This is a genomic window from Halobacteriovorax sp. RT-2-4, assembly GCF_047085445.1.
In the GTDB taxonomy this organism is placed as follows: domain Bacteria; phylum Bdellovibrionota; class Bacteriovoracia; order Bacteriovoracales; family Bacteriovoracaceae; genus Halobacteriovorax_A.
On record NZ_JBKIXY010000001.1, the window covers coordinates 840,314 to 854,646 of the forward strand.

At 35.3% G+C, this 14,333-nt stretch carries 12 protein-coding genes; 10 read left to right on the forward strand and 2 right to left on the reverse strand.

The window, feature by feature from the left end; genetic code table 11:
• Positions 1 to 18: 18 nt before the first annotated feature.
• On the reverse strand, positions 19 to 345 hold the full coding sequence (locus ACMAYL_RS03845) for a hypothetical protein (RefSeq protein ID WP_412470765.1): 327 nt from the start codon (positions 343 to 345) through the stop codon (positions 19 to 21).
• Between the two features lie 300 nt (positions 346 to 645).
• On the opposite strand from ACMAYL_RS03845, the gene ACMAYL_RS03850 reads away from it, so the two are divergent.
• From ACMAYL_RS03850 to ACMAYL_RS03870, 5 genes are all read left to right on the forward strand, one after another.
• Complete coding sequence (locus ACMAYL_RS03850) at positions 646 to 1,542, forward strand: hypothetical protein (protein ID WP_146037768.1); 897 nt, start codon at positions 646 to 648, stop codon at positions 1,540 to 1,542.
• 71 nt (positions 1,543 to 1,613) lie between these two features.
• The gene (locus ACMAYL_RS03855) at positions 1,614 to 3,260 is read left to right on the forward strand and encodes an ABC transporter transmembrane domain-containing protein (protein WP_412469709.1); all 1,647 of its coding nucleotides are present in this window, start codon (positions 1,614 to 1,616) and stop codon (positions 3,258 to 3,260) included.
• An 8-nt stretch (positions 3,261 to 3,268) separates the two neighbouring features.
• Positions 3,269 to 5,392, forward strand: a complete 2,124-nt coding sequence (locus tag ACMAYL_RS03860; protein WP_412469710.1) for an ATP-binding cassette domain-containing protein — start codon at positions 3,269 to 3,271, stop codon at positions 5,390 to 5,392.
• Between the two features lie 22 nt (positions 5,393 to 5,414).
• Positions 5,415 to 6,218 carry an HlyD family efflux transporter periplasmic adaptor subunit gene (locus tag ACMAYL_RS03865; RefSeq protein ID WP_412470766.1) on the forward strand — a complete coding sequence of 268 codons (804 nt, stop codon included), beginning with the start codon at positions 5,415 to 5,417 and terminating at the stop codon, positions 6,216 to 6,218.
• A gap of 2 nt (positions 6,219 to 6,220) precedes the next feature.
• Positions 6,221 to 7,204 (forward strand): hypothetical protein, encoded by a 984-nt coding sequence (locus ACMAYL_RS03870; RefSeq protein ID WP_392991461.1) that lies wholly within the window; start codon positions 6,221 to 6,223, stop codon positions 7,202 to 7,204.
• A 30-nt stretch (positions 7,205 to 7,234) separates the two neighbouring features.
• Here the strand turns inward: ACMAYL_RS03870 and ACMAYL_RS03875 are convergent, their stop codons facing one another.
• Positions 7,235 to 8,566, reverse strand: a complete 1,332-nt coding sequence (locus ACMAYL_RS03875; RefSeq protein ID WP_103216839.1) for a S8 family peptidase — start codon at positions 8,564 to 8,566, stop codon at positions 7,235 to 7,237.
• Between the two features lie 223 nt (positions 8,567 to 8,789).
• Between ACMAYL_RS03875 and hemC the strand changes: the two genes are divergently transcribed.
• The 5 genes from hemC to ACMAYL_RS03900 are packed head-to-tail and all read left to right on the forward strand — an operon-like array spanning position 8,790 to position 14,244.
• The gene (hemC, locus tag ACMAYL_RS03880; protein WP_412469712.1) at positions 8,790 to 10,319 is read left to right on the forward strand and encodes a hydroxymethylbilane synthase; all 1,530 of its coding nucleotides are present in this window, start codon (positions 8,790 to 8,792) and stop codon (positions 10,317 to 10,319) included.
• A gap of 17 nt (positions 10,320 to 10,336) precedes the next feature.
• Positions 10,337 to 11,608: a glutamate-1-semialdehyde 2,1-aminomutase gene (locus tag ACMAYL_RS03885; RefSeq protein WP_233189681.1), complete on the forward strand. Its 1,272-nt coding sequence runs from the start codon at positions 10,337 to 10,339 to the stop codon at positions 11,606 to 11,608.
• Positions 11,599 to 12,513 carry a sensor histidine kinase gene (locus ACMAYL_RS03890; RefSeq protein ID WP_103216837.1) on the forward strand — a complete coding sequence of 305 codons (915 nt, stop codon included), beginning with the start codon at positions 11,599 to 11,601 and terminating at the stop codon, positions 12,511 to 12,513. The genes ACMAYL_RS03885 and ACMAYL_RS03890 overlap by 10 nt, the downstream gene beginning before the upstream one ends.
• Positions 12,506 to 13,204, forward strand: coding sequence for a response regulator transcription factor (locus ACMAYL_RS03895; RefSeq protein WP_103216836.1), 699 nt, complete (start codon positions 12,506 to 12,508; stop codon positions 13,202 to 13,204). The genes ACMAYL_RS03890 and ACMAYL_RS03895 overlap by 8 nt, the downstream gene beginning before the upstream one ends.
• Positions 13,205 to 13,206: 2 nt before the next feature.
• Positions 13,207 to 14,244 carry a uroporphyrinogen decarboxylase family protein gene (locus tag ACMAYL_RS03900; protein ID WP_103216835.1) on the forward strand — a complete coding sequence of 346 codons (1,038 nt, stop codon included), beginning with the start codon at positions 13,207 to 13,209 and terminating at the stop codon, positions 14,242 to 14,244.
• The last annotated feature ends 89 nt before the right edge of the window (positions 14,245 to 14,333 follow it).

Consider the following 14,333-nt stretch of genomic DNA (forward strand, 5'->3'; position numbering starts at 1 on the left):
TATAAATCCTTGTAAGATTTAAGAAGTGGCCTTGGCCACCCAGATAGGGATAATAATGTAGAGTATTGTATCTCGGATCAGATAAAATAGGAAAAAATAAATAAAAGCTTTTGGGCCTTTATTCCATAATCCTTCAATCCCCAAGTATTGAATCTTCTTAGACATTGCCACCATAAATTTTGTTTTACCATAGTGGGTAATGAAGAATGAAATAGCACCATCGACCTTGCGATCAAATGCCAGGAAAGGAGCCTTTAGTCGCTCCAGTAAGGACTTTAGAACAGTTTTCTGCTCTGATTGCTTATTCTTATCTAGTTCGTTTGCATTATTAGTAACTGAGCTCATGATAAGCACAAATTAGCAGAGAAAAACAGTGGTGAAAAGGATTTTAGGAATCTTTGAACAACTATTAATGACACCATATAGAATTTCTATTGGCCCCGAATCAAGATATATAAGATAGTAATATTATGGAAGAAGATATTGACTAATACACTCAGACAATACAAATTAGCACAATATCTAACAAAAAGAATTAAGACGAATAAAGAAAAACAAGGTCTACAATTCCATGACACTTTTGGGTACCGATTTGGGTAATCTAAGTCACAGGGACTATAGACGACACAGTGCAAGGAAGATTTTTTGCTACAAAAAATACACCTATTAAACATTCAAACTAAGAGTGAAAATATACCTACTCACCTGCTAAAAATGCCAGGTGCGTTTGTTCTTATTACATGTCAAAGAACAATCATCCTAACAACTACTGAATTCAGTGATGAAGACAGACAACTAGGACAATACTACTTTGGAAAGAAGGCCTATCACTTTCTACTAGAAACTATTTGTGGCCTACAAAGTAAGCTTAAGGGTGAGAGCGAGATCGTTGCCCAATTCAAAGAAGCATTCTCAAATTATTTAAAAGAAGATATTCGCTCTTCTCTAATTCTTAGAGTCCTTGAAAAACTATTTAAGGATGCTAAAGAAGTAAGAAAAGAGCACTTAATTAAGATTGGTCAACAATCTTATGCAGGTATTACAAGAAGAATCATTCAATCAAAATATGACTCTGGAGATGTTCTAATTTTAGGATCAGGACAATTAGCAAGAGATTCTATTAAGCACCTAATGAAAAAGTATAATGTTTATATTAGTGCTAGAAATCCAGAGAAAGTACAAGATATCATTAATGATTTTCCAAATATCAATATCACTGCTGTTGGCTGGAAGGATTATAACGAATACTTCAAGTTTAATAGCTATGTGAACACTATCGGATGCTCAGGAAAGATCTTTGCTGAAGAGTTCTTTGCTGGCCACTGTCCAAATAACTCAATCTTTGTCGACCTTGGCTCACCTTCTGTAATTGACACAGAATTTGACAAGAAACAGGGTGTTTATCGTTTAGGAGATATTCTTAATCACGGTAAAATGCTAGATGAAGAAAAGATTGAGAAACTAGACCAAGCGAAGATGGCCATTGAATCTCTTGTTGAGAAGAGAGCTAAGCACTTAGCTACAGTACGCGCAAATCTTTAGTATTAATTAACTCAAAAGCACCGTTATCTAAGTCGATCTGTTATCTACAGTAATTTACTGTAGGAGACGACATGGAGATTAATAGCTCAAATCGAATCGGACATATACCGCTTAGTACACTTAAGTGGATTCGAAAAAACTCAATTGTATTCGATAAAGAATTTATTTCTTTAAGAATGCTATTGCTACTTAGTCTACTCATCAATATTACATCCTTTGCACTTCCAATTGTTGTGATGCAAATCTATGATCGAATGATACCAAATCATCGAACAGCAACAGCGATTATTTTATTACTTGGACTAACTCTATTCCTAATGGCCGAAGCAGCTCTGAGATACTTGCGCTACTATATTATTACCTTTGCAGGTGCCCGATTTGAAAGTAAACACTCACAAGAGCTGATTAAGAAAACAATTACAGATTCAGATTTTTATAATGTTGGTGTATTTCAGTATTCCTTAAAAGAGATTCAAAGAAATAAGTCATTCTTTGCAGGACAAGGGATAATTACATTAACAGAGCTACCATTCTTATGCCTCTATTTTGGATTCCTTTTTTATATAAATCCGTTTATGGCATTAATTCCATTTTTTACACTGTCAGTTTATATGATGACCTCACTCTATTCTTTAAAGAGGATAACTAGAATAATCCAACTCAAGCACATAACTGATATTGATCAAAATAACCTACTTTATAAAATTCTCGATAATCTTACTGTGATTAGAAAGTTTGGTAGAATTAAACTATTTAACAATCAATTTAAAAAGAAACAGGCAAGAGTTGCTAAAAATAATTATCAGCTTAATTGCTATGAGCAACAGTTAATTAACCTCGGTCAATTAACAACACAAATTACATCTGTTGCCGTTCTAGCATTAGGAGTTTATCTAGTAAGAACAGGACAAATAGGAATTGGATCACTTGTTGCTTCACTTATTCTGGCCAATCGATGTGTAGCACCAGTCACAAAAATATTTCAAGTATTTAAGAAAGTACATGAGGCTAAAGTCATGTCTGATGTAATTATTCATCCAACAAGTTCAGCTCAAGCAAAAGAAAAACAAAAGCTAGAAAGTGTTTATTCGATGGTTATCCCTATTTATATAAGAGGTAAAAAGCACGAAATTCCATTCATGAAGGGCGATACTATTTCATTAAAATATCAAGACAAGGATACAAAGGAATTCTTATTTGCACCTAATTTGAAGGCCATCACAAAAAAAGTTTATATAAATGACTATAAGTTATCAGATGTTGATGACTTAAGTCTTTACAAGAAAATTGCAATCATAAACGCAAAGCCAAATATATGGAACGGCACAATTAGAGAGAACATCACTTCTTTTGGTCTAGTCGATGAAAAAAAGGCCCAAAAATTCATTAACATTTTGGGGCTTGGTGAAATAATTCGAAATCTTCCAAACGGACTTGATACAAAGCTGACATCAGAAGTTGAAGATAATATTTCTGATGAAGTAAAATCATTAATCTATATAACCAGACAGCTTGCACTGACACCAGAGATTATTGTTTTAAACGAATTTGAAGCAGGAGTAGATAGAGAAAACTATATTAAGGTATTCGAATATATTGCAAATATTAGAGAGTCACGAATTATATTTATCAATACCAGAGATCAAAACTTACTTAAGTTATGTAATCGAGATCTTTTGAATAATCGCATTGGCGAAATAGATACTTACTTGGCCTAGGGAGAATTATGTCGAATATAAAAATGATATTTCATAATTTAATGGAGCTTAAGTATCAAGATAATTACAGCGAAGACGTCAATGAAATTTTGATGTCTTATCGGCATATGAGAGAAGTTGATCTTATTAACTCACTAGCATCGATTGGGTTAAAAACTGAAAAGCTAAAAATCAATCTTAAAAATATTGAAAATAGTGCGCTTCCATGTTTACTAGTTGCGGACCAATATATTGAAAACTTTTGCAACAACGGAGATCATCTTATACTTAGCTATGACATCCACCTAGAACAACATTATCTAATTAATGATCATGACTTAAAGAGACAAGTAGACATCGAAAATTTCTCTATCAAGTATGCTCTATTTATTAAACAAATTAACCATAACGAACTCGATAACGAAGTAATTTTTAGAAATACAGAAAAGAGTTTCCCAAAATGGATCAAGGCTTTACTTCTTCGTTTTAAGAAGGAATTCATTACTGTAATTTCTATTTCACTACTTAATACAATAACAACAATAGCATTAGCGCTCTACGCAATCATTATATATGACATAATGATTGATGCAAGAGACATGTCATTTTTCATACCGGCAACAACAGGTATTATTCTACTACTTGCAATAAACTTCACTGCTCGAAATATTCGATCAAATATAATAACCTGGTGTGTTCAGCGACTAGATTATATTCTCGAAGTTGCCATACTTGAGAAAGTATCAAATATGTCAGATCATCAAAGGGAGTTAGAGAAGATTGACTTTCAAAACAATCGATTTGAAGAGATTAGAAACTCAGTAGAGTTTTTATCATCCGAAAACTTTTTAAAGTTAATTGATATATTATGTAATACCCTACTCATCTTTCCAATTATCTTTCTTTCTTGGCAAGTTGCTTTACCTACTCTAATTTTAGCTCCTCTCTACATTTTTATTTATCTATACAATATTTCAAATATCAGATTGAAGCAGAAAGAGTTTGATAGTTTAAATGAGAACAAGAACAATCTCGTTGATGAACTTAAAAGAACTTCAGAAGAAATATACCTTGAGAATCTCTTTCCAGTCTTTAGCACTCGCCTATCCTCACTTAGTTCCAACTCATGTTACAGAGAACATAAAACTAAAATGCATTCACAGAAAACATATCTCTTCTCATATTGTTTTATGGTTGGTGTTGCAATTATCTCAATAGCAATTGGTCTTAATTTAATTTGGAATCAAGGCCTAGAAGTAGGAAGTTTCTTTGGGTTAATGTTCTTACTATGGCATCTCTTAACACCAGCTCAGAAACTCTTAGAACTGCTACAAAAAACAGATACCGTTAACTCTTCATTTAAAAAGCTACATTATCTCCTATGCTCAAAAAGTGAAACGAGGACATACCGATCAATTGAAGATCTCTACACTAAAAATTTTGAGATTCAATTCAAATCTGTATCATTTCAATATCCTGACACTCTAGAAAATATCTTTGAAGATGTGAACCTTACAATAAAGCCAAATGAAATCTATGGTATTCATGCAGGCATAAACTCAGGAAAAAATGCTTTTATAAAACTACTTAATAAAACATATCTACCAAAATCAGGTTCAATACGAATAGGAGGAATTGATCACCGCCAATTTGATACTCTCTATTTGAGACAATATATCCTGACTTTAAATCTCAAAAAGTCCTTGTTGAAGGACATGAGTATTTACGAAAATATAAAATACATTAACCCGCTTATTTCACGTGAAGATATTATGATACACCTAGGTATCTTCGGTGTTGGTGAGTTACTTGAAGAAAATGGGCTAACAATAGATACTCCTCTTAGCGGTTCAATGAAATTGAAATTATCAAACGAGCTCTATTCGACGATTGTTCTAGCGATACCATTTTGCACTCAAGCAAAAGTAGTTCTTATCGAAGATATCCCTTCAAATATGATTAACGAACAATTTAAATTATTAAAGAAATTCTTGAAACTTTCTAAAGGTAATTTCTCTGTTATTTTCTGTAGTGAACATAAAGAGATACTAAAAGAAACAGATAATATAATTTATATGGCACCTGGCTCAAAACTTTCGTCTGGAAAAAAAGAAGAACTTCTAAATATCCTCGAAGAAAGTGCACTTGTGTAGAAAGATGTAAGGAATGAGATTTATGAAAGAACAAAAAAAAATATCTCTTAAAAATATCTCGGATTATGAAAAGCAATCCGACTATATTGGACAAGACATTCTGCTAGAAGAAGCAAGGGTACCACTAGCGACAAAATCGATGATCCTACTCTCTTGCTTTACTCTTATTGCTTTTTTTGCATGGATATCGTTTTCGACGGTAAATGAACTTGTAAGTGGTAATGGAATCATCGAATCAACTCGAAATATTATCACTATTCAACATAATAAGTCAGGAATACTTAATGCACTCTATGTTATGGAGGGACAGTATGTAGAGGAAGGAGAACTCCTTTATACACTTGTTGATGATAAAACAAAGAAGAAGGATAACACTCATTATATACGTTCAAACACAAGAGGAATCATAAGAAGCGTTATGATAGAGGCCATTGGACAAAGAATTTCAACAAGACAAAGTATAATGAGACTAGAGCCTATCGCTGACAGTGTCACAGCATCTATTGAAATCACTCCCGATGATATTAACTCTATTCAAAATGGAATGCCTGTTCAGCTAAAGTTTAAAGTTGGCAACAGGTATGAAACAATCCTAGGAGAGATTACATCGATCTCTTCTAATACATTTTATTCTAACAATGGTAAGGCCTACTACCAGGCCAAAGCACTTCTCTTTAAAAATCACCTTGGAAGAGACCCTAATAAGAATTTAATTTTACCAGGTGTCAAAACAAGAGCGGATATCTTTATAACGGAAAGAAGTATTCTGTCTTATTTAACAAAACCTCTAGAGTCCTCACTTAACTATGCATTAACAGAGAGATAATTATGTTTAAAAAACTACAGCAGGCCATTCAGGACAACATGTCAGAAGCAAGTAGCAGTGATAAGTCTCACATGCCAGAACATGAGACGAAAAAACCTAAGATACTTATCATAAGCAATAATAAATATATCACTGAACGCTTGATGCAAGTATTGGACGACACTTATGATATTATACAGCGAGATAAAGTTGAAATGATCATTCAAATCTTTGCAGATGTAAAAAAAAATGACGTTGATCTTATTCTCTTCTATGACTCAAGCTTAAGTAAAGACTTATCAATCTTTTCAATGCTAAAAAAGTACCCCAGATTCTCAAGTGTTCCAATAATAGTCTTGGCACAAGAAATTACAGAAAAGAGAAAGTCACACTATTTAAGCAATGACTTAAATGATTTCATTGATCTTCAAAGTTTCTCTAACATTAAACAGTTAATTAACTCAAAAATAAAACTTCAAGCTAAGATAAAATCTATTATTAATTATTCTCTCAACCACAATAGTGGGCTTGATATCGTATCAAACGCACAAATGCACATAAGAACACTAGCTGATGTTGCCGGATGTGCAAGAACATTAAAGCTATTTACAAATTCATCAATTACTCAAGAAAGGGCATTTTTTGAAATTATTCTAAACTCTCTTGAGCACGGTCAACTTAAGATTGATAAACTCGAGCGAGAGAAAATAAAGGCCAATGGGGACTATGAAAGTTATCTTGATATCCTATGCAATAGAAATAAAGAGCCTGTTATTGTGACATATGAAAAGCTAGAAGAGTCCTATCGTATCTCTGTCATAGATGGAGGAGATGGTTTTGAGTTCAAAAAATACCTAAAGGCCAACCTTAGTAACTCTATCAAAGAATCTGAAAAAGGAATTGCTATTGCCAATAGTACTAAAGGAATCGAGTTAAATTATATTGTTCCAGGAAATATTGTTGAAATTAATATTCCACATCAGGAAAAGTTCAAACTTTGGCACTAAAAAAAGGCCCGTTATTAACGGGCCATTATTTTAAAGATTTTCTAAAGCAGAAAATAAATCGACAACCCCGCCCGTTAGGATATCTCCATCCATCGAAGACTTGGCCGTTACACTATTCATTAAAACATTTTTTAATTCAACTGCTGTTAAGTAAGGGTGTCTTGAAAGTACTTCTGCGGCTACACCTGTTGTATTAGGAGAGGCCATTGAAGTCCCTGACATATTTCCGTAGCGATTTCCAGGAGTCGTTGAATAAATTGATGATCCCGGGGCCGCAACATCAACACTTTTAACACCATAGTTTGAAAAATAAGAAAAGCGACCATAGCGAGTTGATGAAGCTACAACTAACATCCCTTCACTTTCATAAGAAGCAGGATAAGTTAATTTTGTATCAATATTTTGTGAGCTATTACCAGCACTAACAACAACAAGAGTGTTATATGTTTTTGCGATATAATCAATTGTCTCCTTTACCAGCATTCCACCTTCATTATGTGACTTACCAAAAGAGCAGTTAATTACTTTTGCACCATTCTTTGCCGCATAAAGAAAGCTTTCCGCAATATCGACATCTGTTTCATCACCATAGCTTGGAACTGAACGAAGTCCCATAATGCGAACATTTGATGCGACACCTGCAATACCAACTCCATTATTTTGTGTTGCTGCTATTGTTCCTGAAACGTGAGTTCCATGTGAATGGCCATCCATCATATCCCCAGTTGCATTCCCTTCACTATCACGCTCAAGTGTATTGATTCCGTGAACATCATCGATATAACCATTGCCGTCGTCATCAATTCCATTGCCAGGTATTTCCTTAGCATTGACCCACATTACATCCTTAAGATCCTCGTGGTTATAATCAACACCTGTATCAACAACTGCGACAATAATTGGAGCATTAGATTGTGACAATCCACTATCCTCATAAACTCTATTAACACTCATGCCATGCTTGTCAGCATCTTTAAATGCCCATAACTTTGAAAGTTTTGGATCATTTAAAACAGAGCTATAAATCTCATCTCCTTCTTCAATTGATTCTGACTCAAAAGATTCAACTGGCATTGGAAGAGGCTCACGTTTTGAGAAAGTATCAAATTGTGCATCAAGAATATTTTGATGCGCTCTTAATTTATTTAAAAGTGACTCATCCCCATTTGTATAGAGAACATATGTGGATTCAAAAAAGTAAACTGATTTATTTATTCCCTTAAACGCCGGAATATCTTTACCATTCTTTAACTTTACAATAATGCGTTTTGGGTTGATGTTAAGAGACGATGCCTTAGCTGTGATGTTAAGGAAAAAACCTAATAAAATTAGGACTGTTCCTATTAAGATCGATCGATTCATTTGCAATTCCTTTTGCTAATAAAATTTCAATGACTTAAGTGTATATATAAAAAAACGATATAAAAAATGTCTTTTTCTTACATTTTCACTCGGAGATGGGACCAGTTTAGTTAAAAATCAAAGAATAGACTCATCGCGCATGCTTGGTTTTAATGACAATTTCATGACAAAAAAGTAAGTTATCTAATGTATTTTACGTTCACACCATAAACAAGGATTTATTTTGAAATACATCATCGGAACACGTGGCTCACTATTGGCCCTGACTCAATGTAATCAAGTAAAAGATCAACTTGAAGAACTAACTGGTGACGAGTTTGAATTAAAGGTAATTAAGACTCAAGGTGACCAGATTGTTGATAAGCCACTTTGGCAACTCGAAGGGAAAGACTTTTTCACTAAAGAATTAGATGCGGCCCTACTACAAGGTGAAATCGACTTAGTCGTACACTCATATAAAGATCTTGGAAGTGATAGACCGGAAGGAATAAAGCTAGCAGCAATATCGAAACGTGACTATGCTTACGATATTCTCCTAATTAAGGAAGAGACTGTTAGTAAGTTAATGGCCAAAGAACTAACAGAATTTGTTGTTGGAACTTCTTCTCCACGTCGAATTGTTAATATTGAAAGCTCTTTATCGGAGTTCTTACCTTATGGAGACAATGTAAAAGTATCAACAAAGATGCTTCGTGGAAATGTAAACTCACGTATTCAAAAACTTAGAGATGACAACTACGATGCGATCGTTCTAGCAATGCCTGGTATCGAAAGACTTGCTATTACAGAAAGCTCAAGAAAAGAGCTTGAGGTTCTACTTTCGGGAATGACTTATGCTGTTCTACCTCACAGTCAATTTCCAGCTGCCGCTTCTCAAGGAGCTCTTGGAATTGAATGTTTAGAAAACCGTGATGACAACGGAGTACTAGAAGAAAAACTTTTTAAGCTTCAAGACAAAGATACAGTAAGTGAAGTAAGCCGTGAGCGTAAAGCATTTGCAAGCTATGGAGGCGGTTGTCACCTTGCAGTTGGTATCAATGTCACAAAAAAAGGTGATTATTATATTCATACGCATAAGGGAAAAGTTGATGACAAGGTAATCTATGAAAGACACCTTGAAGGAAGCTTCCCTGCACCAGCCTCTAAGGCAAAGGCATTCATTGGTCTTCCGCATGCTGACCACAGAGAACAAGAATATATCTATTGTGAGCTAATCCACAAAGAGGCCCTAAAGAATGCTCGCGTTCCAAATAACGACGTTCTTCTTTCTGCGCGCTATGGTGTAAGCCTTCTAAAGAATCACGGTAAAGCTGTTTATACTGCTGGTACTTCAACTTGGAAGCTACTTGCTCAAAATGGCCAGTGGGTTCATGGATCATGTGATGGCCTAGGAGAAGACACACTAGACAAGATTCGCAGCTCAAAAGCCATTGAAGTTTTAAATGGCCCTAAACAAGAGCTAACAATCTTAACACATAAAGACTCTTACTCTGACTATGGACAAGTATTTGAATCATATGAAAAGAGCAATAAAGAAATTCGTGAAACATTCTTAGATGAGCTTAGACAGTGCGATGTATTCTTTTGGACTAGTTACTCACAATACAAAACTTATGTTGAACACCTTCCAGAGTTAAAAGACAAATTTCATGCTTGTGGACTTGGTAAAACATTTGAACAACTTTCAAAAGAAGGCGTTACTGTTCGTCCATTCGCGAGTATGGAAGAATTTAAAGCTTGGCTAAAAAAATAAATATAAAAGGATTACATATGAGCAATATGCACACAGAAATTTTTGAAAAAAGTAAGAAGATGGTTCCAGGTGGAGTTCACTCACCTGTTCGTTCATTCAAAGGAATGACATCAACACCAAAATTCTTTAAAAGCGCTAAAGGTGCTTACTTTACAGATATCGAAGGTAAAGAATATATCGACTTTTGCATGAGCTTTGGGCCACTCGTTCTTGGACACCAAAACGAAACTGTAAAAGAAAAACTAACTGAGGCCTTAGGTCGTGGCTGGAGTTATGGTGCTTGTGAACCATATTCAGTTGATCTAGCTGAATACCTACTTTCTCGTCTTACACATGTTGATCAAATCAGATTTGTAAACTCGGGAACAGAAGCAGTTATGACAGCACTTCGTCTTGCACGTGGTGTGACAGGAAGAAATAAAATTATTAAGTTTAATGGTTGCTACCACGGTCACGTTGATGCCATGCTAATTAAAGCGGGATCAGGACTTGCTGGTGCTGCTGAGTCTTCTTCTCTTGGTGTTCCAAAAGGTGTTGCAGATGACACTCTAATTCTAGAGCTTGAAGATCTTGAGGGTGTAAAGAAATGCTTTGAAGATCACAAAGATGAAATCGCTGCAATCATTGTTGAGCCACTTCCGGCAAATAATGGTCTCTTAATTCAAGACCAAGCATTCCTTGAAGGATTAAGAGAGATCACAAAAGCAAATGATGCACTTCTAATTTTTGATGAAGTAATTTCAGGCTTCCGTGTTGCTTTTGGTGGTATGGCAGAACTGACTGGAATCACTCCAGATATCGTTACTTACGGTAAAGTAATTGGTGGTGGTCTTCCAGTTGGAGCAATTGCGGCCAAGAAAGAAATTATGGAACACCTTGCTCCTGTTGGTGGTGTTTACCAAGCTGGAACTCTAAGTGCAAACCCACTTGCAATGGTTGGTGGACTTGAGACACTTAAACAAATGACAAAAGAGAGCTACCAAGAGCTTGAAGATAATACTCTAAGAATTGTTAATATCTTTAAGAAGTGGCTTGCTGAATATAACGATGGTCAATTTTCAAACTACAACGTAATTCACCACTCTTCTCTATTTTGGATCGTTCCAGGAGATAAGATAAAGTCAGTTGGAAATATTCCAGGCAATATTGGTGAAGACTTTGTTCCACTATTTGAACTTCTTCTTGAAAAGGGAATTTACCTGTCTCCAAATGCATATGAAGTTGGATTTGGTTCACTTGCACATAACGAAGAAGTTGCGAAGGATTTAGAGAACAGACTTTGGAACTAAAGAAAGCTTCTTCTCCATTCTTTTTAATCTCAACGATTACGACGGGACTAATTGGGCTCTTTGGCTTGTGGTGGCTCTTTTTAATTTTTAAAATGAGTGACCGCTTGGCAAAACTTAATATCACAGAGGGCCCAGACATAGGCTCACTAATTAAATGGGAAGGAATTACGTTTCTGGTCCTTATTCTCATTCTAGTGAGCTCTCACACTCTCCTCTTTATCAGAGACCAGAGAAAGAATCGCTCGATTGCAGCTTTCTTTGCAGGGCTTACGCATGAGCTTAAGACTCCCCTTGCAAGCATAAAACTTCAATCTGAAGTCATTAAAGATGAAGTTGAAAAAGACTCAAACCAAAGACTTCAAAAACTTACGACTCGCTTAATTGACGATACGATTCGACTAGAGAATCAAATGGATAAAATCCTACAGCTCTCACGTATAGAGCGAGGTGGAAACTTAAATTGTACAGATATTGAAGTAGGTCATTTCCTAGAAAATATTATTGAGAGTGGCTACCAAAATAAATTGAATGTTACGGTAACTAAGGAAGTAAAAAACATTAGCCTTCAAGCTGACGAGTTTGCTCTAAGTATCATTTTCAAAAACCTTTTAGAAAATACTATTTCACATACTGATTCGAATGAAGTTGAAATTACGATCAGTACTAAAGGACAGGCCGTAAATATCAGATATCATGATCGCGGCAGTTTTAGTGGTGATGTCAAAAAGCTTGGGAAGCTTTTCTACAAGCACCAATCGACGAAAGGCTCAGGCATAGGCCTATACCTTTCGAAGAAATTAATTGAAACGATGAAAGGTCAATTTAATATAACTTTAGATAAAGGCTTAATCTTCGATATTCAATTACCACTATCAGAACAAAGTGACGGAGGTAAAGATGAATAACTTCGGAAAGATTCTTGTCGTTGAAGATGATAACAATCTTGGTGATACACTAAGTGAATACTTAGGCGACATCGGTCACGAATGCCGACTTGCAAAGAATGTTAAAGACGCTCGTTACTATTTCGAAGACTTCAAACCAAATATCATTCTAATGGATATTGGACTTCCAGACGGAAATGGGATTGATCTTGCTAAAGACTTTAGAAAGCTTAGAAAAGACTTCATTCTTCTTTTCTTATCTGCTCTAAATGATCCTCAAACAAAAGTTGAAGGGTTTGAAGCAGGTGGCGAAGATTATATTACAAAGCCATTTGCTCTAAAAGAGCTAACGATAAGACTGGATCGACTACTAAGCTTTAAGACTAATATCGACTCCCTTGAGGAAGAAATTCTTATTGGTGATTTAAAAATTTGGCCAAAGCGATTTGAAGTACAAGATGGCGACGGCAAGATACTAAATCTAACACAAAAAGAGTGTGCCATTCTAGAAATCTTACTAAAGAAAAAGAATGAAGCTGTTGAAAGAGATTTTATTATTGATGAAGTATGGGGTGAGGATAAATTTCCATCACAACGTACTGTAGATAACTATATTGTTAAACTTAGAAAATGGGCCGAGAGTGACTCAAAGAACTCACTTGAGATTCAAAGTGTTCGCGGAATTGGCTACAAGCTTATTATAAAGGAATAAAAATGGGATTATTTAACGATCGCAAAAGTGAAAATGGAAAAGAATTTGTACCTGTATGGTTTATGAGACAAGCTGGGCGCTACCACGACCACTACCAAGGTATGAAAAAAGATCATACATTCATGGAGCTATGTAAAAAACCAGAGCTTGCATGTGAAGTAACAATGGGCCCAATCAATGACTTTAAATTTGATGCGGCCATTCTATTCTCAGATCTACTCTTCCCTCTAGAGCAAATGGGAATGGGCCTAGAGTATGCTCCAGGACCAAAGCTTGAAAAAACTCTAGAAACTGTTGCAGATGTAAAAGCACTTAAATTCTTAGATAGCGCAGAGAACTTTTATAAATTCCAAGGAGAAGCATGTACTCTTCTTAAAGATGCTCTACCAAGTAACAAGACACTTCTAGGTTTCGTAGGTGCTCCTTTCACTCTTTATACATATGCAGTTGAAGGATCTCATGCTGGTGCCTTATACAGCTCAAAAATTGGTCTATATGACGGACGTTGGGATGCATTTGTCGATCTACTTCTTCCAGAACTACTAGGAGAAATGAGAGCTCAGGCCATTGGTGGCGCAGACGCAATGTGTCTTTTTGATACAGCAGCCGGTGAGCTTAATTTTGAAGATTACACTCAAAAAGTACTACCAGTACTTAAGAAAGTAACTGCTGAATTCAAAAAAGAATTCCCAAATAAGAAAGTAATTTACTACTCAAAAATGACTCACCTTAGATACCTACAGGCGATTGAAGATGACAATATTGATGTACTAGGTATCGATTGGCGTCATGACCTTGGTCATGTTTTAAATACTCTAGGAAATGACTATTATATTCAAGGAAACCTTGAACCAGCTTATCTAGGACTTCCATGGGAGACTCTTGAGAAGAAGTGGATGGACCTATATGAGTCAGTGCAAAATGCTAATGCGCCGATGAATAAATGGATTTGCGGTCTTGGACACGGATGCCTTCAGTGGATCGATCAAGAAAATGTACGTAAAAGTGTTGATTTAATTCAAACAAAATTTCAATATTAATTATTTGGGCGCAAAGCGCCCAAACTCCCTTCCTAGACGTCTTCTCCAACATCTGTGTAAGAAGATAACAGAATCTATCTCTATTTTAA